21 protein-coding genes are annotated in these 23,985 nt (G+C 53.9%); 17 read left to right on the top strand and 4 right to left on the bottom strand.

Going from position 1 to position 23,985, the window contains the following annotated elements; all coding sequences use genetic code 11:
* The first annotated feature begins 19 nt into the window (after positions 1-19).
* The gene (locus F605_RS0101695; protein ID WP_051132074.1) at positions 20-2,287 is read left to right on the top strand and encodes a 6-phosphofructokinase; all 2,268 of its coding nucleotides are present in this window, start codon (positions 20-22) and stop codon (positions 2,285-2,287) included.
* 27 nt (positions 2,288-2,314) lie between these two features.
* The gene (gene pgi / locus F605_RS0101690) at positions 2,315-4,012 is read left to right on the top strand and encodes a glucose-6-phosphate isomerase (protein ID WP_022864182.1); all 1,698 of its coding nucleotides are present in this window, start codon (positions 2,315-2,317) and stop codon (positions 4,010-4,012) included.
* Positions 4,013-4,359: 347 nt separating this feature from the next.
* Here the strand turns inward: pgi and F605_RS09270 are convergent, their stop codons facing one another.
* The 3 genes from F605_RS09270 to F605_RS0101675 form a co-directional block, all read right to left on the bottom strand.
* Positions 4,360-5,433: a polysaccharide deacetylase family protein gene (locus tag F605_RS09270; protein ID WP_022864181.1), complete on the bottom strand. Its 1,074-nt coding sequence runs from the start codon at positions 5,431-5,433 to the stop codon at positions 4,360-4,362.
* A gap of 65 nt (positions 5,434-5,498) precedes the next feature.
* On the bottom strand, positions 5,499-6,347 hold the full coding sequence (locus F605_RS0101680) for an aldo/keto reductase (protein ID WP_022864180.1): 849 nt from the start codon (positions 6,345-6,347) through the stop codon (positions 5,499-5,501).
* Between the two features lie 244 nt (positions 6,348-6,591).
* On the bottom strand, positions 6,592-7,020 hold the full coding sequence (locus tag F605_RS0101675) for a GNAT family N-acetyltransferase (RefSeq protein ID WP_022864179.1): 429 nt from the start codon (positions 7,018-7,020) through the stop codon (positions 6,592-6,594).
* A gap of 402 nt (positions 7,021-7,422) precedes the next feature.
* Here F605_RS0101675 and dnaK point away from each other — a divergent pair, with 402 nt between their 5' ends.
* The 8 genes from dnaK (at position 7,423) to F605_RS09245 (ending at position 17,675) form a co-directional block, all read left to right on the top strand.
* Positions 7,423-9,300: a molecular chaperone DnaK gene (gene dnaK, locus F605_RS0101670; protein ID WP_022864178.1), complete on the top strand. Its 1,878-nt coding sequence runs from the start codon at positions 7,423-7,425 to the stop codon at positions 9,298-9,300.
* Positions 9,301-9,405: 105 nt separating this feature from the next.
* On the top strand, positions 9,406-10,185 hold the full coding sequence (locus tag F605_RS09265) for a nucleotide exchange factor GrpE (protein ID WP_022864177.1): 780 nt from the start codon (positions 9,406-9,408) through the stop codon (positions 10,183-10,185).
* A 21-nt stretch (positions 10,186-10,206) separates the two neighbouring features.
* The gene (locus F605_RS0101660) at positions 10,207-11,214 is read left to right on the top strand and encodes a DnaJ C-terminal domain-containing protein (RefSeq protein ID WP_022864176.1); all 1,008 of its coding nucleotides are present in this window, start codon (positions 10,207-10,209) and stop codon (positions 11,212-11,214) included.
* The gene (locus F605_RS09260; protein WP_022864175.1) at positions 11,214-11,657 is read left to right on the top strand and encodes a heat shock protein transcriptional repressor HspR; all 444 of its coding nucleotides are present in this window, start codon (positions 11,214-11,216) and stop codon (positions 11,655-11,657) included. The genes F605_RS0101660 and F605_RS09260 overlap by 1 nt, the downstream gene beginning before the upstream one ends.
* A 39-nt stretch (positions 11,658-11,696) precedes the next feature.
* Positions 11,697-12,674, top strand: coding sequence for a hypothetical protein (locus F605_RS0101650; protein WP_022864174.1), 978 nt, complete (start codon positions 11,697-11,699; stop codon positions 12,672-12,674).
* Positions 12,675-12,897: 223 nt separating this feature from the next.
* The gene (clpB, locus tag F605_RS09255; protein ID WP_022864173.1) at positions 12,898-15,519 is read left to right on the top strand and encodes an ATP-dependent chaperone ClpB; all 2,622 of its coding nucleotides are present in this window, start codon (positions 12,898-12,900) and stop codon (positions 15,517-15,519) included.
* Positions 15,520-15,854: 335 nt separating this feature from the next.
* A complete protein-coding gene (locus tag F605_RS10855) occupies positions 15,855-16,799 on the top strand; it encodes a TetR/AcrR family transcriptional regulator (RefSeq protein WP_146001695.1) in 945 nt (314 codons plus the stop codon).
* Positions 16,800-16,811: 12 nt separating this feature from the next.
* Positions 16,812-17,675: a serine hydrolase domain-containing protein gene (locus F605_RS09245; RefSeq protein WP_022864171.1), complete on the top strand. Its 864-nt coding sequence runs from the start codon at positions 16,812-16,814 to the stop codon at positions 17,673-17,675.
* A gap of 5 nt (positions 17,676-17,680) precedes the next feature.
* Here F605_RS09245 and F605_RS0101630 read toward each other — a convergent pair whose 3' ends face one another.
* Positions 17,681-18,472, bottom strand: a complete 792-nt coding sequence (locus F605_RS0101630; RefSeq protein ID WP_022864170.1) for an exodeoxyribonuclease III — start codon at positions 18,470-18,472, stop codon at positions 17,681-17,683.
* A gap of 41 nt (positions 18,473-18,513) precedes the next feature.
* Between F605_RS0101630 and pyrE the strand changes: the two genes are divergently transcribed.
* From pyrE to F605_RS0101595, 7 genes are all read left to right on the top strand, one after another.
* Positions 18,514-19,089, top strand: coding sequence for an orotate phosphoribosyltransferase (gene pyrE, locus F605_RS0101625; RefSeq protein ID WP_022864169.1), 576 nt, complete (start codon positions 18,514-18,516; stop codon positions 19,087-19,089).
* 2 nt (positions 19,090-19,091) lie between these two features.
* Positions 19,092-19,865: an SDR family NAD(P)-dependent oxidoreductase gene (locus tag F605_RS0101620; protein ID WP_022864168.1), complete on the top strand. Its 774-nt coding sequence runs from the start codon at positions 19,092-19,094 to the stop codon at positions 19,863-19,865.
* A 4-nt stretch (positions 19,866-19,869) separates the two neighbouring features.
* The gene (locus F605_RS0101615) at positions 19,870-20,481 is read left to right on the top strand and encodes a TrmH family RNA methyltransferase (RefSeq protein ID WP_051132103.1); all 612 of its coding nucleotides are present in this window, start codon (positions 19,870-19,872) and stop codon (positions 20,479-20,481) included.
* A gap of 149 nt (positions 20,482-20,630) precedes the next feature.
* A complete protein-coding gene (fbaA, locus tag F605_RS0101610; RefSeq protein ID WP_022864166.1) occupies positions 20,631-21,656 on the top strand; it encodes a class II fructose-bisphosphate aldolase in 1,026 nt (341 codons plus the stop codon).
* 363 nt (positions 21,657-22,019) lie between these two features.
* Positions 22,020-23,006, top strand: a complete 987-nt coding sequence (locus F605_RS09240; protein WP_022864165.1) for a glycosyltransferase family 2 protein — start codon at positions 22,020-22,022, stop codon at positions 23,004-23,006.
* Complete coding sequence (pssD, locus tag F605_RS0101600; protein ID WP_022864164.1) at positions 22,999-23,451, top strand: PssD/Cps14F family polysaccharide biosynthesis glycosyltransferase; 453 nt, start codon at positions 22,999-23,001, stop codon at positions 23,449-23,451. The genes F605_RS09240 and pssD overlap by 8 nt, the downstream gene beginning before the upstream one ends.
* Positions 23,448-23,984 (top strand): glycosyl transferase family 28, encoded by a 537-nt coding sequence (locus tag F605_RS0101595; protein WP_022864163.1) that lies wholly within the window; start codon positions 23,448-23,450, stop codon positions 23,982-23,984. The genes pssD and F605_RS0101595 overlap by 4 nt, the downstream gene beginning before the upstream one ends.
* Position 23,985 lies beyond the last annotated feature (1 nt).

Genomic DNA, 23,985 nt, shown 5'->3' with positions numbered 1-23,985 from the left:
CCAGCCTTCCAGAGGAGGAATGATGGGTCAGCCCACGCAACCGGAACCAAAACGGCTAGGAGTCTTAACCTCGGGCGGGGATGCCCAGGGAATGAATGCTGCGGTACGCGCGGTAGTGCGCACCGCTATAAAGATGGGTGCACAGCCGTATGCGATCCTGGAAGGTTGGCAGGGAGCAGTTACCGGCGGAGACATGATCAAACCGATGGGGTGGTCAGATGTATCTAGTGTGCTCAATAAAGGAGGCACTGTAATCGGGACTGCCCGTTGCCAGGAATTTCGTGAACGGTCTGGACTGCGTAAAGCTGCTAAGAACCTGGTTTTAAAGGGGATTGATCGGCTAATTTCTATCGGCGGAGACGGCTCCCTAGCGGGTACTAACGAGTTTCAAGAAGAATGGCCCAGCCTACTAGAAGAACTGGTGCAATTGGGGGAACTAACCCCCGAGCAGGTAGCCGGACACGAAAAACTGCGAGTAGCTGGCCTAGTTGGTTCTATCGACAATGATTTAGTTGGCTTTGATATGACCATCGGCACCGACTCTGCCCTACAGCGGATCCTGGCGGCTCTAGATGAACTCTCCTCGACTGCCGCCTCCCATCGCCGCACCTTCGTAGTAGAAGTAATGGGACGTCACTGTGGATACCTGCCGCTGATGAGCGCAGTTGCCCGCGGGTGTGACTATGTGTTCATCCCGGAAGCGCCTCCGGAAGACGGATGGCAGAAAACCCTAGCGAAAAAACTAGAAGCGGGGCGTCAGGCAGGCAGACGTGAATCCATCGTGTTGGTAGCCGAAGGTGCTATTGATCAGGACGGTAATCCCATCACCGCTAATGATGTATGCGACGCCCTCGAGCAAGAAACCGGGCAGCGTCCGCATCTGACTATTTTGGGGCACGTACAGCGCGGAGGCACGCCCTCAGCCTATGATCGCTGGATGCCCACTGCCCTCGGATATGCGGCAGTGTATGAAGTGCTGCACCAAGATCAAAGCTCTGAGCCAGTGATTATTGGTGCCCGTAATAACCGAGTCGCTCGCTTGCCCTTGATGAAAGCAGTAAACGATACGCGCGCAGTCGCTAAGTTCACTAAGGCGCAAGAATACGAAAAAGCCGTGCAGGCACGTGGGCGTTCCTTCAGCGAGATGTTGGCCCTCAACGAAGTAATGTCGACTCCTCCCCAGCAGGACGTACTACCGGAAGGTGCCCGGCGGGTAGCCATTATGCACGTAGGGGGACTAGCGCCCGGGATGAATACCGCCGCGAGAGCGGCAGTACGACAAGGTATTGACCGCGGGTTTGAGATGCTAGGAATCTACGGTTCCTTTGAAGGGCTCATGTCCGGAAAAGTCAAGCAGCTAGCTTGGGAAGACGTTGAAGGCTGGGGTTTTGATGGCGGCGCAGAGCTCGGAACCTTGCGTCCGATTCCTCGGGTGGAAGAATATTATGCGATCGGAAGAGCTCTAGAAGAACAACGCATCGACGCCCTCATCGTAATCGGTGGTTACAACGCCTATTTGTCGATTAATCAGATGCGTCAAGAAACCTCCCGCTACCCGGCGTTTAATATTCCCATGATCTGCATTCCGGCATCAATTGACAACAATTTGCCGGGATCTGAGCTTTCTATCGGAGCTGACTCAGCCCTCAACAATGCGGTCTGGGCGCTAGATCGTATCCGCGAATCCGCAGCTGCCTCGCGGCGCTGCTTCGTAGCCGATGCGATGGGACGTCACTGTGGATACCTTTCACTAATGTCGGGTATCGCGGCGGGAGCCGAGCTGGTTTACCTAGACGAAAATCCCTATGACCTGCAGGATCTAGCGAGCGACGTGAAAATGATGCGGGACTCTTTCCGCGAAGGTCGCCGCCTCTGCCTGGTTCTGCATAACGAAGAGGCCGGGGGCAGATATGACCGAGAGTTCATTGCTTCCGTGTTCGCGCAAGAATCGCAAGGGATGTTCGATGTGCGTCACTCAGCCCTAGGTCACCTGCAACAAGGGGGAGAGCCCTCGCCCTTTGACCGCATCTTAGCCACTCGCCTAGTGCGGGCAGCGATCCAAGAACTCAGCGAGCAATTCGCCCAGAATAGAAGCGAACCATTAGCGGTGGGGCTATCGGCTCAGGGAATTGAAACCTTCCCGTTGCTGCAAATGCAACAAAAAGTTGACCCCCAGGTGCGTCGTCCTCTCAACCAATGGTGGTTACCGCTGGTTGATATAATTTCGGTGGTTTCCCGCGACGAATGGGACATTGAAGTCCGCCCGTTGCCAATCACCGACCTATAAACGAAACCACTTCGAACAGGAGAAAGCATGAGCGCCCCGATTGACCCCAGCACTACCCAGGCATGGCAAGAGTTAACCAATCTTGCCGAATCTTTCCAGGCGGATCTCGCCGGTTGGTTTGAAAAACAACCCGACCGCGCCGAACAACTCAGTTTCACTGCCGCCCATTTGCGGGTTGACCTGTCAAAGAACCTGGTGACCACCCCCGTATTGGAGGCACTGGCTCGCCTGGCGGCGCAAACCAAAGTCGAAGCTCGCCGCGATGCTATGTTCACGGGGGAACATATCAATACCACCGAGGATCGCGCGGTACTCCATACCGCACTACGGCGTCCGCGGGAAGATAAACTCGAGGTTGATGGGCAGGATGTTTCTGCCGATGTGTCCGCCGTTTTAACGCAGGTTTACGATTTTGCCGAAAGAGTGCGGGCAGGCGAATGGCTGGGGGTTACTGGTAAACCGATTAGCACGGTAGTCAATATCGGTATCGGAGGCTCAGATTTAGGTCCCGCCATGGCCTACGAAGCGTTACTTCCCTATGTGAAACCGGGGCTGCAGTGCCGTTTCGTATCGAATATTGATCCCACAGATCTTTGTGAAAAAGTAAAGGATCTGGATCCGGAAACCACTCTATTTATCGTGGCCTCCAAAACTTTCACCACTTTGGAAACTCTCACCAACGCCCGGGCGGCTCGCACCTGGCTGCTAGACCAGCTGGCTGCTCGCGGAATCTGGGAGGGCAAAGATAGCGCCGCGCAGCTAAGCGAGCAGGACTCCCGGCAGGCAGTCTCTAAACATTTCGTAGCGGTGTCTACCAATCTGGAGGCAGTAGCCGAATTTGGTATTGATCCGGATAACGCTTTTGGTTTTTGGAATTGGGTAGGAGGACGCTATTCGGTAGATTCCGCAGTCGGAACCGCCCTGGCGGTCGCGATTGGTAAAGAAGGATTCTCTGATTTCTTGGCCGGTATGCACGCTATGGACGAGCATTTTCGGACGGCTCCCCTCAGTGAGAATGTCCCGCTGCTGATGGGGCTAATCAACGTGTGGTACCGTAACTTCTTGCATGCGCCCACCCACGCGGTCTTGCCCTATTCTCAATACCTGCATCGCTTCCCAGCCTACCTGCAGCAGCTAACTATGGAATCCAATGGTAAAGCCGTGCGCTGGGACGGGAAAGCGGTAACCTATGATACCGGCGAAATTTTCTGGGGAGAGCCGGGCACTAACGGTCAGCATGCCTTCTACCAGCTGATCCACCAGGGAACCCAAATGATTCCCGCCGACTTTATTGCCTTCGCCAATCCCACCTGGCCGCTCAAAGATGGTGACAGCGATCAGCACGAGCTATTCTTGGGTAACTTCTTTGCCCAAACTCAGGCGCTTGCTTTTGGGAAGACCGCTGACCAAGTGCGTGCCGAAGGTACCCCGGAACCCATCGTGCCGGCGCGAGTGTTCCCTGGTAACAAGCCGTCGACCTCAATCATGGCGCCGCGGCTAACCCCCTCGGTATTGGGGGAGTTGATCGCCCTTTATGAACACATCACTTTCGTGCAAGGGGTCGTGTGGGGGATTAACAGCTTCGACCAGTGGGGTGTGGAACTGGGCAAACAGCTCGCCAAGGCCCTCACTCCGGCAATCGCCGGTGACCAGGAAGTCTTGAAGCAGCAAGATCCCTCCACCAAAGCATTGATCGACTACTACCACGCTAATCGCGAAAACTAGCCTGCATTAACTCGGGGGCTAGGAGGTTGGTGCGCTAAAAGCGCTCGGGGCTCCGTTGAGCTTTGCTTCGCTCGGCTCAAGTCGCCCTCTCGCATCTTTTAGCGCACCAACCGCTGCATAGTGGGCCGATTTATTCCAGCTGTGCGCGGGGGCTAGATTTTATCCGAGCAGGCGCGGTGGGCATAAGAATTCGGGAAAGACGGAAGTCTTTCCCGAATTCTTGGGCAGGAGGAAAAATCTAGCCCTCGCATTTACCGCCGCACCAAGCTATTCCCGGGAACGGCGATGGCTGTTCGTCAGGTGGGAGGAAGAATCTAGCCCGCGCTTTTACCTCACTGACTTTTTGCTTAGAGACTGGCGATGTAGCTTTGGAGGCTTTGATCGCCGCTGACTCGTACCCGGGGGTATTGGCGGAAATCGGCTCCGGGCTTTACTTTCCCGTATTTGGTGGTGAAAGCGGCTTTGATGTCTAACTCTTTAACTGCTGCCAATCCTTCCTCGGTAACATCTCCGAAAGGATAGGCGAAGGCATCTCGGCTTTTTACCAGGTAAATAGCTTTTGTGAGATCCGCCTTGATCTGATCCTTATTCAGTGCGCTAATCAGTCCGCCGTGCCCGATATGTCCGCCCGGTTTATGCATATCCCAAGAGTGTGACTGGTAGTCAACATAGGGGCTGGGATTATTGCGAATTGTCTGCTGGCTGGCAGCAAGAGTTCCAATCAGGAAGGAAGTGGCCGGGATCTGATACTTGTCTAATAGCGCTCGCCCATGTTGCAAGAACCCGGGATCGCCATCATCAAAGGTGAGGATCACACTTTTTGCTGGGAGGGCTATCTGCTTGTCTGCCCAAGCACGCAGTTCAGAAAAACTAGGGTAGTAAAACTGGTTAGTTTTAAGCCACTCCAGTTGTTCTTCGAGCTTTGGGATGGAGATAAAATTATTATTCAGCTGACTGGGCGGATTCTGGGGGTCATACACGTTGTGATACATCATCACCGGAAGCCCCTCTTTAGCCCAATCTCTAGATTCGGGGGCAACTACTGAGATCTTTCGATGTACTTTTGCCTGGGCATTGTCGCTGAGACAGCGATAATAAACGGTATATTCCCCAACCCTTTTAGTATCAACTTTCCCCGTTGTCTCCACTTTTTCTACCATCCCGGAGCGGTCATCAATACAGTAGGCTCCGGATTCAATATAGGGATCGCCGCGCCGGACAATGGTGTTCGCGTCTCCATGTAATCCCACCGTTAGGTGCGGGTAATCTACCGGTGAGGAAGTCGGCGACTTAGAGCGTGAGTGTTCCTGCGTCGCGGTATTTTTCGCGGGTACCTCCGCTTTCGGGCTACCCGAAAAGAAGGTAAACGCTAAGGCAGAAACGATGACTACCACCAGGAGTGATAGCAGAAATATCCCCACTCGCGTCCCCAGGGATCGCCGGGGACGGGTTGCCGCGTGACGAGGGCGAGGCATGGCCGGGGTGCTTAGAGGCGATCCATAGTGTCGGGGTGAGAACCGGAGCGCCCGGCCTCGCCCTTATCTAAAGAATCTAAATCCGCTTTAGCCTGTGCATCTAGCTGGAAATCAAAAATATCCAGGTTCTCTTTAATGCGTTCCGGGTGAACCGACTTGGGGAAGAGGACATCTCCGCGCTCAATTCCCCAACGCAGTACTACCTGGGCAGGGGTTTTCCCGAGGCGCTTGGCCGCCGCCACTACTTTTTCTTCCCCTAAAACATTTCCACGTGCCAGGGGAGACCAAGCTTCGGTCACGATATTGTGTTGGCCATGGAAAGCGCGCAGCTCGTTATTCGGGAATTGGGGATGAATCTCTACCTGGTTGACTGCCGGGGTTACTCCCGTTTCCGCGATCAACCGCTCCAGGTGATTGATCTGGAAGTTAGAAACCCCCACGGTGCGTGCTGTTTTGTCATACTGGAACTCTAGGAGAGTGCGCCAGGTCTGCACGAAATCTCCCCCGTAGAGAGTGGGAAGTGGCCAGTGAATTAAAAATAGATCCACATAGTCGGTGCGTAGATCTTCCAGGCTCTGCTGGAAAGATTTCCGGGCATCCTCGGGGAGGTGCTTGTCGTTATTGAGCTTGGTGGTCAAGAAAATTTCGTCGCGGGGAATACCGGACTCTTCAATAGCGCGTCCCACTTCCGCCTCATTGTGGTACATTTGCGCGGTATCTATATGGCGAATTCCTAGATCCAAGGCGTATTTCACCGCATCTACGCAATCTTCCGGGGCAATTTTGTAGGTTCCAAAACCGAATTGCGGAATCTGGTAACCGGTGGAAAGTCCCACGCTGGGAATGGACAGGGCGCTCATGTAATCATTCCTTAGATCTCGACTGCTTTTGCCCCTATTGTTACCTGAGCGGCGCCCTCTTTGGGTAACATTGCTAGCTAACTCACGCTTTTGCCCGCGTAGCTCCCCGCAAGAAACTAAAAATAAAATGATTCTACCAGCTAAGATAGCTTTTTATAGCGGCAGTGTGTTTTATCTTGCACCAAGATGAAAGCCGGCTGGCGTCCTCAGGCGGGCGTGTTGGGGCAGATAGCAGCGGGGGTAATTAGTCGGCGTAACGGTAAACGTTAGTTTCGCGCTGTTTAAATCCACAGCGCCGATATAGCCGGTTGGCAGCTTCGCGCGAGGGGCGAGAGGTGAGATCCACGGTTTTAGCCCCGACCTTTTTGGCGTGGCATACCGCTGCCTCTACTAGTTTTTGTCCCGCTCCCTGGCCGCGGGCAGCGGCATCTACCACTACGTCTTCGATCCAAGCCCGTTTTCCGGTGGGAATTTTGAAGGTAGCTAGGGAAAGCATCCCTAAAATTTTTCCCTCTTCGGAGCGGAAAACTAGCAGATAAACTCCATCTTGTTCGCAGAAATCTTTGATTTGCTGGGGGCTTAATTGCTTAGCAGACTGCGAAAGCTGGGGGATGAGGCGCGAAAATGCCTCTACAAGTTCCTCGCTGAACTCTTCAACCAGTTCGACTGCCATGTTTTCTCCTTTGTGTTTGGGAAGGATCCTACCTAGAAAAGATATACGCTGAAAGCGCAATTTGGGAAGTGGTTTAACCGTAGCAGGCCTTATTCCGGGGGTGGTTTAGCCCTAAGGGCGTTTTCTCAAGATAAAGCCCCAGTTTGATGCCTTTTTTAGCTCTTTTTTTAAAAATGTTTGGGAATAAGGGAATAAAAGCCATGCGGTGAGAGTTGAGTTAAGTAGACTCAGGTTTTCAGGTTGCGGCTTGATAGTCCCTCAGGATTTGATAACCTTGAGCGTGTAAGGCTCAAGGTGGATGAAATCTAAGCGGACGTCGTCAAGATTGAAAGTATCGGGTGTCAGCCGGCAGAGCCGAGAGCTAAAAAGACCAACTAAATACATTCTTAGGAAGGAAAGATTATGGCACGTGCAGTAGGTATTGACTTGGGCACCACTAACTCCGCGATTGCGGTTCTAGAAGGGGGGCAGCCCACGATTGTCGCCAATGCGGAAGGTCAGCGCACCACCCCCTCGGTAGTGGCATTCTCCAAGGCCGGGGAAGTTCTGGTGGGCGAAGTTGCCAAGCGTCAGGCGGTAACTAACGTAGATCGGACCATTGCCTCCGTGAAACGTCATATGGGAGATAGCTCCTGGAAAGTAAAAATTGACGATAAGGAATACAACCCGCAGCAGATCAGTGCCTTCATTTTGGGCAAGCTGAAGAAAGATGCCGAAGAATACTTGGGGGACTCGGTACAGGACGCGGTAATCACCGTCCCGGCCTACTTCAATGATGCGCAGCGCCAGGCCACCAAGGATGCCGGTAAAATCGCAGGGCTGAACGTATTGCGCCTGGTGAACGAACCCACTGCTGCCGCCCTGGCCTACGGCTTGGAAAAGAGCGACAAAGATGAATCCATTTTGGTCTTCGACCTTGGTGGTGGTACTTTCGATGTTTCCTTGCTGGAAGTAATGAAAGACGAGGACGGATTTTCCACTATCGAGGTGCGCGCCACTAACGGCGATAACCGCCTGGGTGGTGACGACTGGGATCAGCGGATTGTGGATTGGCTAATCGGTACGGTGAAAACTAATACCGGTGTGGATTTGTCAAACGACAAGATCGCCATTCAGCGTCTGCGTGATGCTGCTGAGCAGGCTAAGAAGGAACTGTCTTCTGCCACCTCCACTCAGATTTCTTTGCAGTATCTATCAATGGCCGAGTCCGGCCCGGTTCACCTAGATGAGCGTCTCACTCGCGCCCACTTCGAAGAAATGACCCAGGATCTGTTGGAGCGCACCCGCAAGCCCTTTGAGCAGGTAATCGCGGATGCCAAGATTCATGTCTCTGATATTGACCATGTGGTGCTAGTAGGCGGCTCCACCCGGATGCCCGCAGTAGCTGAGATGGTGAAGACCTTGACCGGCGGGAAAGAAGCCAATAAGTCGGTTAACCCCGACGAAGTGGTGGCCAGCGGTGCCGCGTTGCAAACCGGGATTATCCAGGGCGACCGCAGTGACGTCCTCCTGATTGACGTAACTCCTTTGTCGCTAGGGATTGAAACCAAGGGCGGAGTGATGACCACCCTGATTAAGCGTAATAGCGCGATTCCAACCAAGCATTCGGAGATTTTCTCTACTGCGGAAGACAACCAGGATTCGGTGCTAATCCAGGTGTTCCAAGGTGAACGTACCTTTACCCGCGACAACAAGTCGCTGGGAACTTTCCAACTCACCGGAATCTTGCCGGCCCCGATGGGGGTTCCCCGGATCGAGGTCACTTTCGATATCGACACCAACGGGATTGTGCACGTCTCGGCGAAAGACCAGAACACCAATAAGGAACAGTCAATGACTATTTCTGGGGGGTCGGCACTTTCCAAGGAAGAGATTGACCGCATGGTGAAAGAGGCCGAAGCGCACGCGGAAGAGGATAAGAAGCGGCGCGAGGAAGCTGATTTGCGTAACTCGGCGGAACAGACGGTTTACTCGATTGAGAAACTGCTAAAAGATAACGCTGAGAAGCTGCCCGAGGAAATCGCCAAAGAGGTACGTGAAGCCTCCGATAAGGTAAAGAAGGCTTTGGAGGGTGAAGACATCGAGGCCGTGAAGACCGCGATGGAAGAACTCAACACCAAGTCGCAGAAGATTGGGGAAACCCTCTACGCACAAACTCAGGCCGAGGCTGCCCAAAGCCAGGCCGAGGCTGGTGCCTCCGGTGCTGAGGATGCCGGCGCCGGGGCAGAAGATGACGTAATCGATGCCGAAGTTGTCGACGAAGAGGACGAAAAGAACTAGCTTTTCAGTTCTCGGCTGTCTGGGGCGCTCGCGAAAGTGGGCGCCCCACCGACAGGAGGTAAGAGTTTGGACGAGCACAATGGGAAACGGAGGATAAAGATCAAGGTGAAAGACCCATTGCATCCCACTTCGGAACCAGAGCCAGAAAAACCAGCGGATGCTTCCGCCTCACCGGCAGACCAGCCGCCCACCACAGGAGCACCGGAAGCCACTGCAGGTAACCAGGATAAAAAGGCGGAAGGTTTCCCAGCGGATGCCTCTGTCGAGTCGGCTCTGGTGGACAGTGAGAAACCGGGTGAAGCTGCGCAGGAGGAAAACGCTGCTTTCGCTGATCTCGCCGCGCGCCTGGGGGAAGAAATCGCTGATGCCCCGGTTCCTGCTGAAGAGGTAGATAGCGTGTCGGCGGACACGCATACAGATCCCGAGCCGGCTGTGGAGATTGACCAGCTTAAGGCGCAAGTAGCGGAGCTGAAAGAGCAGTTAGCGCGGGCGCGGGCAGAAACCTTTAACTTGCAGCAGGAATATTCCGGGTATGTTAAGCGTAGTAAGAGCGATATGTCTGCCCATCATAGCGAGGGGCAGAAGGCAGTGTTACAGGTACTGTTGGGCGTCCTTGATGATGTGCAAGCAGCTCGCGATGCCGGGGATCTAAAAGGTCCCTTCGAAGCGATCGCTAAGAAACTAGAAAATACCTTGGAAACCAACTTTGGGCTGACCCGCTACGGCAGTGCTGGGGAAGAATTTGACCCCAACGTGCATGAAGCGCTGATGGCGCAAAGTGGTGGGGAGGGTGAACCCAGTATTGCCCAGGTACTCCAGCCCGGATACAAAGTGGGCGAAGATGTGCTGCGGGCAACGAAAGTAATAGTAAATAACCCAGATTAGGGATTAAGGAGGTGAGCATTCATGGCCGGACAAGATTGGATAGGCAAGGATTTTTACGGCACTCTGGGAGTGTCAAGAAAAGCGGATCAGTCTGCCATTAAGAAGGCTTACCGGAAGCTAGCACGTAAATACCATCCCGATCAAAACCCCGGCGATAAAAGTGCCGAGGAAAAGTTCAAGGCGATCGGAGAGGCATACCAGGTACTGTCTGACCCAGAGCAAAAGCGACAATACGATGCTATTCGCGCTATGGCGGGCGGTGGTGCCCGTTTCAACGCCGGCCCCGCTTCAGGTCGTGGTGGGGCCGGAGGCTTCGAAGACGTATTAGGCGCTATGTTTGGGGGCGGAACCGTTCCCGGGGCCGGCTCCGCTAGGATCAATCTAGGAGAAGGCGACCTCGGCTCCATGTTTGGATCTTTGTTTTCCGGAGGAGGACGAGCCAGTTATGGGGCACCCGGTTCCTTTGGAGCGGGGAGTGGTGGTTATCCCGGCGGCGGGAAAGGTCAAGATTTGGCCGCGGAAGTCACCCTAGATTTTCGCACCGCTATTGCCGGCAGCACCATGAAACTGACGGTGGATGGCAAGAGCATGACCGTGCGCATTCCCGGCAAGATCCGCGACGGTAGGAAACTACGGCTGCGTGGCAAAGGGCGGCCAGGACCAGCTGGAAATGGTGACCTGGTAGTGACGGTGCACGTTACCCCGGATCCGGTGTATTCCTTCGATGGTAAGGCTCTGCAAATGCAGCTGCCGGTGACCGCGGCGGAGGCGCTGGCAGGCGCCACGGTGAAAGTGCCGTTGCTGGGAGGGAAAACTGCCACTATTAAGATTCCTGCTGGGGCTGATTCTGGCACTAAACTGCGCCTGCGTGGCAAAGGGGTAAACGGTTTGGATGTGGTGGCTACAGTGCGGATAGTTAATCCGCGTAAGCCTTCTAGCCGGGTAGTTGATATTGCCCAACAGTTAGGGGAAGCGATTCGCGCCGATCACCCAGGTTTCGATCCTCGCGCTGAGCTTGAGAGAAGCTAATGGCGGGATCAATGGAAACCCTCTATGTGATTTCGGTGGCCGCAGAGTTGGCGGGAATGCATCCGCAAACTCTGCGGCAATACGACCGCATCGGCCTGGTGATTCCGCGACGTACCAAGGGCAGGGGACGGCGTTATAGCGCGGAAGATATCGCCGAACTGCGAGAAATTCAGCGTCTTTCTCAAGAAGAAGGAATCAATCTAGCGGGCATTAAACGAGTGCTGGAGTTGCGGCGCGCTGCCGCGCGTTTAACTGCCGAAAACCAGCATTTGCGGCAGCGATTAGCTGTTTATGAACGAGGGCGTGGACGGGTGTTTTCGGCCGCGCCCACCGGTGAGGTATCTCCACTTACGAAGTTTCCCGGCTCGCGCGTGGTGCGGGGGCAGGAACTCGTTCCCTATCTGCCCGGGCAAATGATTATTTGGGGCGAAAATCGGGGCTAACGCTTACAATTGGGCTCAGGCTAATCAATGGGAGGAACTATGAGCGAAACCCCTAACAGGTACGGCGCGCACTCGAACGAGCAGGAACGGTGGGTGTTGAATGGAGAGCTGCACTCTGGCAACCCGGCCTCACAAAGAGAAACCGCTACGTCGGCATCCTCGCAGTCGGAGTCTTCTGTAGGGCAAATGTCGACTTCAAATGCAGCTATCGGTGAAAATAGTGCCCCCTCTGGGACACTAAATAGTTCTTTGCCGGACTTTGGGGGAGGGAATTCTCAGTCTCCGTCGTTCCCGGAATCACCCCGTAAGTTTCCCGTTCCTCCCGGTTATGAGGGCAATGAGTCCTGGAATGCTCCCTCGGGAATGCCGCGAGCTGGGGGATCAGGAAATCTGGGGCCGGGCAGTTTTTCGGGTCTTGGAGATAATCCCGTTACCCCACCACGGACTCCTAAATCTCGCGCGCTCCCCATCACGGTTTTGGTAGTGGGAATCGTGCTGATGCTGGTGGTGGCGCCGATTACCTTCGTCACGATGATAGTGGTTTCTGCTCTGCAAATTGATTCCAATAAAGAGATCCATCCAGGGGGCAGTTCTATTACCCGAACTGCTGACTACCAGGGAACTTCGCTGCTGATTGTGGAAGCCTCTAATGATGCTGACGTGCGGTGCGATGCTACTTTTAACGGGGACAAGATTGAGTCCCGATCCGGGGATGATTCTTTAGCGGCTGGTTTTGCCTCCGACCCGGATAACGATGCGCAGCATGCCTTCGTCTACAATCTTAATTCTCACGGAACCTTGAAGGTTAAATGTGAGCCCATCGATGACAAAGACGCCACTATCACCTCGATTGGAATTCTCCCTAACCTTTCCTTCGGTCCGATAATTGCTGCTTTCGTGGTGCCTACGATTATCGGCTTCACCGGCCTGGGGCTACTGATTTGGGGGATTGTCTGGACAGTTAAACGCGGCCGGGATAATCGACAGGCATTAATAAATAACTCCTACTATCGGTAGTCGTAGGGCTGGAGCCTGGCTTATCTGTTGAGTACAGGGCTTTTTTGCTAGCTAAGTTAGCGTTTACTTAGCATTTTCCCCTGCTTATTTTGGGGGCAACAAATACTGGTAGTGAGGTAGCTAACTCAAAATATAGAGTTGAGTGGAATAAACTCAACTTTGGGGGTGTTGGACTAAATAGCAACACCCCATCCCACCCGGATGGGAACACGGGAGGAAATAAATGGAAACTAAACTTACTGTTAAATCTCAGGCCGCTTTAGGGGATGCGGTGCAAACCGCGCAGGCCAACAAAAATCCCCAGGTAGAGCCAGAACATCTTTTAAATGCCTTGCTGGGGCAAACCGACTCGATCGCCTTTGCGCTCCTGGAGGCGGTAGTGCCAAATCGCATGCAACAGATTAATGCGCCGCTGCATCATATGCTGGGGACGCTGCCTAGCGTTACCGGCAGTTCCGTCGGGGAAGTACAAACCTCCCTGGCTATGCGGCGGGTTATAAATAAAGCTGGCGATCTGGCGCGCGAACTTAGCGACGAATACGTCTCTACCGAGCACTTATTAATCGCCCTCGCAGATGAATCCGAAGGACAAACAGAGGTTAGCCGCCTATTAAATAAGGCGGGAGCCAGCGTGCAGGCATTGCGCGAAAAGCTCAAGGAAATTCGCAAAGACCCGGTAACTTCTGAAGATCCCGAAGCCTCTTTCCAAGCTCTGAAAAAGTACGGACGCGACCTTACCGAAGTGGCACGCAGCGGGAAACTAGACCCGGTGATCGGACGGGATAAAGAAATCCGTCGGGTTATCCAGGTGCTCTCGCGGCGCACTAAGAACAACCCGGTGCTAATCGGGGAGGCTGGGGTGGGTAAAACCGCAGTCGTAGAAGGCCTGGCACAGCGGATTGTGGCCGGCGACGTTCCTCAGTCTTTGCAAAATAAGAAACTGATTAGCCTAGATCTAGGGGCAATGCTTGCCGGAGCAAAATATCGCGGTGAGTTCGAAGAACGCCTCAAGGCCGTCCTCGAGGAAATCAAGAATGCTGGCGGGGAAGTCATTACCTTTATTGACGAGCTGCACACGGTAGTAGGTGCCGGGGGTGGATCCGAAGGCGCCATGGATGCGGGAAACATGATTAAACCCATGCTGGCCCGAGGTGAGCTACGGATGGTGGGTGCCACCACCCTGGACGAATACCGGCAAAATATCGAGAAAGACCCGGCTCTAGAGCGCCGCTTCCAACAGGTGTTCGTAGCCGAACCCTCGGTAGAAGATACGGTAGCGATTCTGCGCGGGATCGCCCCCAAATACGAAGCGCACCATAAGGTCACAATTACCGATGGGGCGCTGGTGGCAGCGGCGAAACTTTCCGACCGCTATATCACCGACCGCAACCTACCGGACAAAGCCATAGACCTGATTGACGAGGCCGCTTCGCGGCTGCGGATGGAACTAGATTCCAGCCCGGTCGAGGTAGATGAAAAACGCCGTCAGGTTGACCGGCTGAAAATGGAAGAAGCCTATTTGGCTGATTCCGAGGGTGAAGGCCTAGATGAACAGACCAAAGCCCGTCTGGAAGATTTACGCGCGGAAATCGCCAAGGAACAACAAGTCTTGGATGACCTCAATGTGCGGTGGGAATCCGAAAAAGCCTCTCGCAATAAAGTGGGGGATCTGCGTGCCCAACTCGATAAGCTAAATACTCAGTTAGAGCGGGCAATGCGTAGAGGCGATTGGGAAAGCGCCGGACGGCTGCAGAACGGAGAAATCCCGCAAATCCAGGCCGCGATCGCCGCTGCCGAAAAGCAGGAGCAGCAAAGCGATGACTACGACGCGATGGTGGTCGAAAAAGTCGGACCTACCGAAGTTGCCGAAGTGGTGGAGTCTTGGACGGGTATCCCCACCGGAAAAATGCTGCAAACCGAAACCGAAAAGCTGCTGCATATGGAAGCGGAGATCGGGAAACGGTTAATCGGCCAAGAGCAGGCAGTCCAAGCAATATCGGATGCGGTGCGCCGCTCGCGGGCCGGGGTTTCTGACCCCAACCGTCCTACCGGTTCCTTCCTTTTCCTCGGTCCTACTGGAGTCGGTAAAACCGAGCTTGCCAAGTCCTTAGCGGCGTTCCTCTTTAATGACCCCGCCGCGATGGTGCGCATCGATATGAGCGAATACGGAGAAAAGCACTCGGTATCGCGCCTAATCGGAGCGCCCCCGGGCTACGTGGGATATGAAGAGGGCGGACAGCTAACCGAAGCGGTACGGCGGCGTCCCTACAGCGTGATTCTGCTGGACGAAGTCGAAAAAGCGCATCCGGAAATCTTCCATGTGCTGCTGCAGGTGTTAGATGATGGGCGACTGACTGACGGACAAGGCCGGGTAGTTGATTTTCGGAACACTATTTTAGTGCTGACTTCTAACCTGGGCTCGCAGTATCTGACCGAGAAAGATATGAACGAGGACGAGAAAGAACGTCTGGTTATGGAGGCAGTAAAAGCCAACTTCAGGCCGGAGTTCTTGAACCGACTAGACGAGATTTTGATCTTCAAGCCGCTCAGCCGGGCTCAGCTCGCAAAAATTGTGGATTTGCAGCTGTCTCAAGTTATGGAGCGCCTAGCTTCCCGGCGGTTACAGCTGGAGGTTAGTGAGGACGCTAAGAACTGGTTGGCTAACCGTGGGTACGACCCAGCGTTCGGGGCGCGCCCGCTGCGTCGCCTGATTCAAACCGAGATCGGCGATCAACTGGCACAAGGGCTGCTAGCCGGAAAGTGGGAGGATGGTTCCGTGATTAAGGTGACGGTACCGCAGGGGCACTCCGCTCCGGCGGGAAGGTTCCATCTTGAGCTAAGTTAATGACATGATGTCAGAAAAGTGACGTCGAGGACTAATAGTCCCCGGCGTCACTTTTTGCTATCTTTTTACTAAACAGTGATGGTTCCGCAGGTTTCCTGGTAATTTTTACTTTCAAAAGCAAATATATTCTTAATGCGGTCTTTGCTTGTGTAATTAAACTATGAAATCTGGTTGATTTGTTAGGTGCTTTGCGGGGAAAAACTGTATCCTAGTTAGAGCTTGGGATTTTTATACCCAGATATAGAAAAGATAATAGGCGGTAGGCAAAGGGGGGGGGTGCCCAGGTGCCCAAACCAGCACACAAGAGCGGGGAGCGCGGGCCCTACGCCGGTGGCGTGGCTCGACGCGAAGCCATACTTGACGCGACCGTAGACATGATTGCGGAAGTTGGCTACCACGGCCTATCTATGCGCGATGTGGCTCGCCGTGTTGGTATTTCCCACCCGGGGGTTATCTATCATTTCCCTTCAAAAGAAGCCCTGCTCATGGCGGTTATTGAGCGCTATGAGGATCGCTCTAACTTCGACGTACAGGCAATGCGGCATATGCAGCCGTTCGAAGTGTTTAACGCCTTTACTGAACTGTCTACCGAGCTTAGCTCTAACCCCACGATCGTGGAAATGGAGTGCATGCTTTCCGTGGAAGCCTCCAACGAAGTGCACCCCGCCCACGACCACTTCGCAGCCCGTTTTGAGGGCTTGCACAGCGTTCTGACTAGCGCATTTAGTCAGTTACAAGCAGACGACCTGATTAACAAGGATGCCGATCCGAAGACACTGGCGCATTCCCTTCTGGCCGAGTGGTACGGCCTGCATATCCAGTGGCTCTACAACAGAGACGGGGTAGATGTGGTCGGTTCCTTGACTAACTTGATTATTAATCAGGTCGATCTTTCCAACCCCAAGGCACTTCGTGCCATCATGTCCAGCGGTTTTGCGTCCCCCTCGGCAATGGCTGCAATCGAACAAGTGGCTGGGTTTACCTTGGAAGATTTGTTGGAAAAAGGATACATCAGCCTTTCCTCCCAGGAAATGGAGAAATACGGACTTTCGGACGTGCCCGAGGACATCCTGGACAAGATTGTTCGTTCTGGCATCCTGACGGCCAGCGACCTCGAGTACGCGCAAGAGAATCAGGCTCTCAGTATCGATTTGTTGGGGCGTTTGGTTATCAACGGCGTTCTCGAAACCGAAGAATACAATACCTTGGCGGATGTTGGCGTCGTGCCGCGTGAAGCGGTGGCGGCACTTACCGCAGTTATGGCAGCTCGCCCCTTCTAGGAATTTCCCCGGATGGCTTCTGCTCCAGTATCTGCAGTTTTAAAGCAGTTCCCTTTCCCCGTCTCTTGCGCGCTTTTTTCCTTTGAAGCTGCATCTTTACGATCCAGCGGTCAGCTTTTAAGAACCTGGGGCGACCAGGATAAAGTCTATCCTTGGATGTCGGTGACCAAACTGGTTACCTCCCGCACGATTTTGGGGGCGGTAGAAAATGGCGTCCTCGACCTAGAGCGGCCCCTAGCACAGCTACCGGGGGTGAGCGAGCCCCATCCGGTAAGTGTGGCCGACCTGCTGGCGCACCGGGCCGGCCTAGATCATGAAAAGAGAGAGTTTACCCGCGCCCCCCATAGCCGTAGGGTGTACTCGAATTCTGGCTATGAGATTCTCGGAGAGCTACTCAGCGAGCGCAGCGGGGTTCCTTTTGCTACCTGGGTAGCGGAAATGGTTTTTTCTCCCCTAGGAATTAAACGCGAACTGCGCGGGTCACCTGCCTGGGGTATGTACGGCAGCCTGCGAGAACTTTTGGCTTTTGCTTTCGAGGCCGCCTGTCCGCGTTACCTGTCCCCAGGGCTGTTTTCTGCCTGGTCAGGTAGTGATGGGATGCAGCTACCCGGAGTGGTACCCGGGTATGGATTCTATCGCGACAATGCCTGGGGGCTCGGCTGCGAAGTCCACGCCGGAAAAGACCCACACTGGACACTGCCTGGCTCCAGCGCGCAAACTTACGGACATTTTGGGCAATCCGGATCTTTCCTGTGGATTGACCCTGCCTCGCGTCTGGGAGCAGTTTTCTTAGGGCAAGAGTCTTTCAGCGCTCTCCACAAGCAGCTATGGCCGAAGCTAAACCGCGCCCTGCGGGAAGTAGCCAAAACTGCCTAAGGGGTTTAGGGAGCCACCTCTAAAATTACTGGCACATGGTCAGAGGCACCTTTGCCTTTGCGTTCCTCGCGTAAAGACTCGGCGGTTTGGATCCGCTGCGCTAGGGCGGGGGAACAGTAGGCAAAATCTATCCGCATCCCTTCATTGCGGGGGAAACGCAGCTGTTTATAGTCCCAATAGGTGTACCCATCAAACAGGTCGCGGGTAACTTCAGTAAGACCGGCAGCTTCGAAAGCAAAGAAAGCGTCGCGTTCGGGTTTAGACACGTGAGTGGCGCCTGCAAACACCTGCATATCCCACACATCTTGGTCAAAGGGGGCAATATTCCAGTCACCCATCAGTGCCAGTTGCGCCTGGGGATCCTCCTCGAGCAGTGAGGATGCATATTTGCGCAAGTTTTCTAGCCAGGAGAGCTTATAGCGGTAGTGGGGGTGAGAAAGCTCGCGACCATTGGGAACATAGAGGGAAAAGACTTGCACCCCGCCGCAAGTAGCGCTGAGGGCGCGCGGTTCCACCACCGGTTCTTTCCCCGGGTTAGCGTAGGCGGGTTGAGCGGGAAAATCTCGCTGCACGTCCTCGAGACCCACCCGAGAAATAATTGCCACCCCATTCCACTGATTCGCCCCATGTACCGCGACTTCGTAGCCCGCAGCGGTGAAAGGCTCATAGGGAAACTGCTCCGGGCGACATTTGGTTTCTTGTATCGCCAAAACATCCAAGTTTTCCCGCTCTAATAGGGCGCTTACCCGGTCTTGCCGAGCCCGAATAGAGTTAACGTTCCAAGTTGCAATCCTCATGTGCTAACCATATCGGTTATAAAACCGATAAACTGAATGCCATGACCGCTAATGATTCTCAAAAAGCTCGCCTGGTTTCCTTAATCAAAGAGCTATCTGTTAAATACGGTGATTTCACGCTGGCCAGTGGAAAGAAATCCTCATTCTATATTGATCTGCGCCGCTCTACCTTGCATCACGAAGCCTCGGTGTTGATTGGGCATGTGCTACTGGATCTGCTGGAAGAGTCGGGTTTCCTGCCAGAAGATATCGACGCAGTCGGGGGGCTGACTATGGGAGCCGATCCGGTAGCCTTCGCGATCATGCAGGCGGCCTCGTCGCGCGGCCTCGATATAGATGCCTTTGTAGTGCGTAAAGAAGCCAAAGATCATGGCATGGGACGGCAGATTGAAGGCCCAGATATTGCGGGTAAACAGGTAGTGATCGTAGAAGATACTTCTACTACCGGTGGTTCGCCTATTCAGGCGGCGAAAGCGGCAGAAAAAGCAGGTGCCAAAGTGCTTTGTGTAGCGGTGGTGGTGGACCGCGGCGATGTGGCGAAGCAAAAAGTTAACCAAGCGGGCTGGAAATATCTAGCGGCACTAAATTTGGCAGACTTAGGAATCGAGGGGGATTAAAGATGTCGTGGGTTTTAGTAACCGGAGCTTCCAGCGGACTAGGACTAGAGTTTTGTAACCAGTTGGCAGGGCGCGGACACAATGTGGTGATGGTTGCCCGGCGCGAAAACATTTTGCTGGAACAGGCGCAACGGATCGAAAACTTTTACGGGGTCACCTGCGAGGTGTTGCCAGCAGATTTAGCTTCGCAGGCCGGCTTAAAAGCGGTGGCGCGACGTTTGGCTTCCGAAGAGCGTCCGATTTCGCTACTGGTTAATAATGCTGGTTTCGCCCTGGCAGAAGATTTTGTTGACGGATCTGCATCCCAACAGGTACGCGGATTAAACGTGATGGTGCGGGCAGTCATGTTGCTGTCGCAAACCGCGGCTTCTCGGATGCGGCGGCGAGGACGCGGCGCGATTTTGAATGTTTCTTCGGTAGCCTCCGGAACGGCGATGGGAACCTATGCGGCGCATAAAACTTGGGTAGAAATCTTCAGTTGCGCCCTAGCGGAAGAACTACGTGGTAGCGGGGTTCAGGTCATGGCACTGAAGCCCGGTACTACCGATACCGGCTTCTTCAGTAAGATCACCACCAAGATCGAGGACGTGCCCACCATTGCTCGCCTAACGCCGGAATACGTGGTGGAACAGGCATTGAACGACCTGGCGCGGGGCAAGGTAATCTCGGTACCTTCCGTGATTTATAAGGTTATGGATTTCTTGACTTGGAAAGCACCCCGCTCCCTGGTGTGCCGCTTCACCGGTTACTTGCAGCGTGACCGGTTTAAAGTCTAATCCGATGGGTAACGGAGTTGGACCGTGGCCGGGAGGGTTAGAGCACTGGCCAGAGGGCGAGCATTGGGATCCGCACCTACTTGCGGAAGGCGACCGGCGCAATGTGGAAGATCGTTTCCGCTATTGGCGTCGGGATGCGATACGGGACTTCCTCGATAGCGAGCGTTTCCCGTTCCAGGTGGCGATCGAAAACCTCGACCATGATTTCAATATCGGTTCTATCGTGCGTTCAGCAAATGCTTTCGGCGCTAACTCGGTACATATCGTAGGAAGACATCGCTGGAACAAACGGGGCGCGATGGTAACTGACCGTTACCAGCATGTTGATCATTTCCCGGATGCAGGCTCTTTTGCCCATTGGGCGCGGGGAGCAGGGATCGCCCTCATTGGGATTGACAATGTGGAAGGTTCCCAGCCGCTGGAGGATGCGGTTTTACCGGCAGAGTGTTGCCTGGTTTTCGGGTCTGAGGCCAATGGTTTAAGCCCGGAAATGATCGCGGAGTGTGCCGCAGTTTATGAGATCACCCAGTACGGTTCGACCCGCTCCATAAATGTAGGAGCGGCGGCAGCAGTTGCCATGTGGGCGTGGGTTATTCAGCATCGCGAGCAAACTTAATAACGATACAAAACCTATACCCAGGCTTTTAGCAAGATTTATTGCGGCTTGGTGAGTTTGGTGAGGAGTCTTGGGACACAAGACCCTGCACTAAGCTAGACCTTGTGAGAGAATGAAAACGTAAGAACTCTATCTTAAAGGAGGGCCTCGTGCCTATTGCAACCCCTGATGTATATAACGAAATGCTAGATCGCGCTAAGGAAGGAAAATTTGCTTATCCCGCGATCAACGTTACTTCTTCCCAAACGCTAACTGCTGCTATTCGTGGTTTCGCCGAGGCAGAGTCCGACGGGATCATCCAGGTTTCGGTAGGCGGTGCCGAATACTGGTCAGGCTCTACCATTAAAGATCGGGTAGCTGGCTCCCTGGCGATGGCCGCCTATGCACGCGAGATCGCTAAGAACTACCCGGTGACTGTAGCATTGCACACTGACCACTGCGCCAAGCAGAACATTGACTCTTGGATTCGTCCTCTAATGGAGCTAGAAGCTGAAGAGGTCAAGGCTGGTCGCCTGCCTTTCTACCAGTCCCATATGTGGGATGGCTCCTCCGTTCCGCTGAAAGAAAACCTGGAAATCGCTCAGGAACTGCTGGATCTGTCGGTTAAGGCCAACACCATCCTAGAGGTCGAGATCGGCGTTGTCGGTGGCGAAGAAGACGGTATCGTTGGCGAAATCAATGAGAAGCTCTACACTACTCCCGAAGATGGCATGAAGACCGCCGAAGCTTTGGGATTTGGTGAAAAGGGTCGCTATCTGACCGCTTTGACCTTCGGTAACGTCCACGGTGCCTACAAGCCGGGACACGTTAAACTGCGTCCGGAAATCTTGGGTGAGATTCAAGAGGCCGTAGGTAAGAAGTACGGCAAGGGCGATCGTCCGTTCGACCTGGTAATGCACGGTGGCTCCGGCTCTACTGCCGAAGAGATCGCCACTGCGGTAAAGAACGGCGTTATCAAGATGAACGTAGACACCGACACCCAGTACGCTTTCACTCGTCCGATCGCTGACTGGATGTACAAGAACTACGAAGGTGTTTTGAAGGTTGACGGCGAGGTCGGCATCAAGAAGCAGTACGACCCGCGTTCTTGGGGCAAAGCTGCCGAAGCCGGTATGGCCGCTCGCGTAGTCGAAGCGTGTGAGCGTCTGGGCTCGGTCGGCACCATGATGAAGTAACTCTGCTGTCTAGCTAGTTACCTAAAGATTTAAGGGTAGCCCTGGCGGATTTTCCGCCAGGGCTACCTTTTTTATTCCCCTATTTGTCCACGAAGCATTACTGTGGAACCTAAGTTTTTGTTGGCGAATGCTCGCTTTAAAAACTAAATCTTCCTCCTGCCTGGAGGACGTGCGAGCAAAGTAGTCTCTTTTTCGACTCTGGAGGGTGTTTTTGTACAGGGAGGGTGTTTTGGTACGGGGAGGGTGATGCGGTAATCCAGACGGGAGTAGACAGACACTATGTGATGGAAATCGGAGGCAATCACCGTTCCGTATCTTCCCGCTTAGATATGATGGAAAGAACCAAACAAAGGAGATAAGGCCATGCGCGGAGAATGCCAAGTATTTGCGGTGGTAGTAGCTTATAACCGTGCTAAACTGCTTCGCGAATGTTTGGACGCTATCGCCGGACAGGTCAGACCGGTTCAGCGGGTAATCGTGATTGATAATGCCTCAACAGATGACTCTGCACGTATCGCGCAGCAGCACCCGGTAGTAGACCGCGTAATTGAGCTCTCAGAGAATACCGGTGGCGCGGGCGGATTTTGTGCCGGAATCGCGCATGCCCTGGCTTTTAAAGAACTAAAAAATCAAGATTTCATCTGGATTATGGATGACGATACCATTCCTACTCCTGATGCGTTAGCACAGCTACTTGAGGCCGGGCAGCGCTATCCTGGATCCCCAGCACTGCTGGCGTCACAGGCACAGTGGATCGACGGCAGCGAGCACCCCATGAATGCCCATCGAGAAAGGCCGCTGCTATCACCCGACCGCAAACGAATCGCCCGGCGTTTAGGACTGCGCCAAGTGCGCGCGGCCTCATTCGTGTCAATACTGGTAGAGGTAGCACAGGTACGCAGGAGTGGTTTGCCGATAGCTGATTACTTTATCTGGAATGACGATCTGGAATACACCGCCCGACTGCTGAAAAACCGTATCGGGTTGTACGTACCTACCTCGGTGGTGGTGCACAAAACCCGCGCAGCTGCCGGCGCGACCGATGATCCCGGGGATCGTTTTTATTACGAGACCCGCAATAAAATTTGGTTTCTATTGCGCTCGCGGGGACTGCTCTGCCTGGATCGGGTACTTTATGGCGGTTCCATGTTAGTTCGCTGGTTCCGGATGTGGCTATCTAGCGGGGAAAAGAAAAAGATGCTGCGCCTGGGGGTAAAAGGAGTGACCGACGGGTTGTTATCTGGGCCGCGTCCTAATGAAGAGATTTTTGCTTCCGACCCGGAAACTGCGAAACTAGTTACAGCCTGTGAAAATGCAGTCCAAGTGAGAGCAGATAAGAAGCATGGTTAAAATTCTTTTTGCTGGCTCATCCGGCGGGCATTTAGCTCAGCTCTATACCCTTAAGCCTTGGTGGGAGCAGCAACAAACCCTGTGGGTAACTTTCGATACTCCCGATGCCACCTCACTTTTGGCTGATCAAAAGGTTGTATGGGCGAAACATTCCCCTGATCGCAACCTCCATGACGTGTTCCGTTCCCTGTGTTTAGCCTGGAAGCTTTTACGCTCAGCTCGCCCGGAATTGGTGGTGTCTGCAGGCGCCTCCCTGGGAACGGTTTTCATTGTGCTCGCGCGGTTAATGAAGATCCCCACTATCTATATCGAGGTGTTTGATCGGATCGAAATCCCCTCGCTATCAGGTAAAATCTGTTACCGCGTAGCAGATCGCTTCGCCGTGCAATGGCCTGAACAGTTGAAACTTTATCCGGGTGCCACGGTGATCGGACCGCTATTATGAGTGAAACTGCCAGTATGGGTAAAAAAGATAATCGCGAGCTTTGCGCTGACTACCTGTTTATGGTGGGAACCCACCATATGCCTTTTGATCGTTTAATTCAGATGGCGGATCGCTTCGCTCGCGAAAATCCGGATGCTTCCGTCTTGGTACAATATGGAACTTCCCAACCTCCGAAAGAGGCGAACGGGCGCGAAAACCTCAGTCACCAAGAGATGGACGCCCTGGCTGAGAACCTGAAAGGTGTGGTGTTACCGGGCGGGCCTTCCCTGATGATGGAATGGTTACGGCGCGGTTTCCTGCCGGTGATCGTACCTCGCGACCCAGAACTGGGCGAACATATCGACACTCACCAAATTCGGTTTTCTGACTTTATGGGCGAGCGTTCCCTAATCGCCCTCGCCCATGATTATGGCCAGGTCAAAGCAGCTCTTGCAGAGCCCCAACCGGTATCTGCAGCCCAGTTAGACAAGATTGACAGTGCCAGTGCAGTTAGAGCCTTCACAAAACTGGTGGCGTCGTTGCTGGCAGATTAAT

The organism is Varibaculum cambriense DSM 15806, assembly GCF_000420065.1.
GTDB lineage: Bacteria > Actinomycetota > Actinomycetes > Actinomycetales > Actinomycetaceae > Varibaculum > Varibaculum cambriense.
This window is presented reverse-complemented; position numbering and strand designations above follow the sequence as displayed.

Coding starts and splice junctions, on each gene's coding strand:
- pyrE (WP_022864169.1), top strand. CDS start 18,514: ATGACCGCTAATGATTCTCAAAAAGCTCGCCTGGTTTCCTTAATCAAA.
- F605_RS0101630 (WP_022864170.1), bottom strand. CDS start 18,472: ATGAGGATTGCAACTTGGAACGTTAACTCTATTCGGGCTCGGCAAGAC.
- F605_RS09245 (WP_022864171.1), top strand. CDS start 16,812: ATGGCTTCTGCTCCAGTATCTGCAGTTTTAAAGCAGTTCCCTTTCCCC.
- F605_RS0101695 (WP_051132074.1), top strand. CDS start 20: ATGATGGGTCAGCCCACGCAACCGGAACCAAAACGGCTAGGAGTCTTA.
- F605_RS09240 (WP_022864165.1), top strand. CDS start 22,020: ATGCGCGGAGAATGCCAAGTATTTGCGGTGGTAGTAGCTTATAACCGT.
- F605_RS0101595 (WP_022864163.1), top strand. CDS start 23,448: ATGAGTGAAACTGCCAGTATGGGTAAAAAAGATAATCGCGAGCTTTGC.
- dnaK (WP_022864178.1), top strand. CDS start 7,423: ATGGCACGTGCAGTAGGTATTGACTTGGGCACCACTAACTCCGCGATT.
- F605_RS09260 (WP_022864175.1), top strand. CDS start 11,214: ATGGCGGGATCAATGGAAACCCTCTATGTGATTTCGGTGGCCGCAGAG.
- pgi (WP_022864182.1), top strand. CDS start 2,315: ATGAGCGCCCCGATTGACCCCAGCACTACCCAGGCATGGCAAGAGTTA.
- F605_RS0101675 (WP_022864179.1), bottom strand. CDS start 7,020: ATGGCAGTCGAACTGGTTGAAGAGTTCAGCGAGGAACTTGTAGAGGCA.
- pssD (WP_022864164.1), top strand. CDS start 22,999: ATGGTTAAAATTCTTTTTGCTGGCTCATCCGGCGGGCATTTAGCTCAG.
- F605_RS0101615 (WP_051132103.1), top strand. CDS start 19,870: ATGGGTAACGGAGTTGGACCGTGGCCGGGAGGGTTAGAGCACTGGCCA.
- clpB (WP_022864173.1), top strand. CDS start 12,898: ATGGAAACTAAACTTACTGTTAAATCTCAGGCCGCTTTAGGGGATGCG.
- F605_RS0101650 (WP_022864174.1), top strand. CDS start 11,697: ATGAGCGAAACCCCTAACAGGTACGGCGCGCACTCGAACGAGCAGGAA.
- F605_RS0101660 (WP_022864176.1), top strand. CDS start 10,207: ATGGCCGGACAAGATTGGATAGGCAAGGATTTTTACGGCACTCTGGGA.
- F605_RS0101680 (WP_022864180.1), bottom strand. CDS start 6,347: ATGAGCGCCCTGTCCATTCCCAGCGTGGGACTTTCCACCGGTTACCAG.
- F605_RS0101620 (WP_022864168.1), top strand. CDS start 19,092: ATGTCGTGGGTTTTAGTAACCGGAGCTTCCAGCGGACTAGGACTAGAG.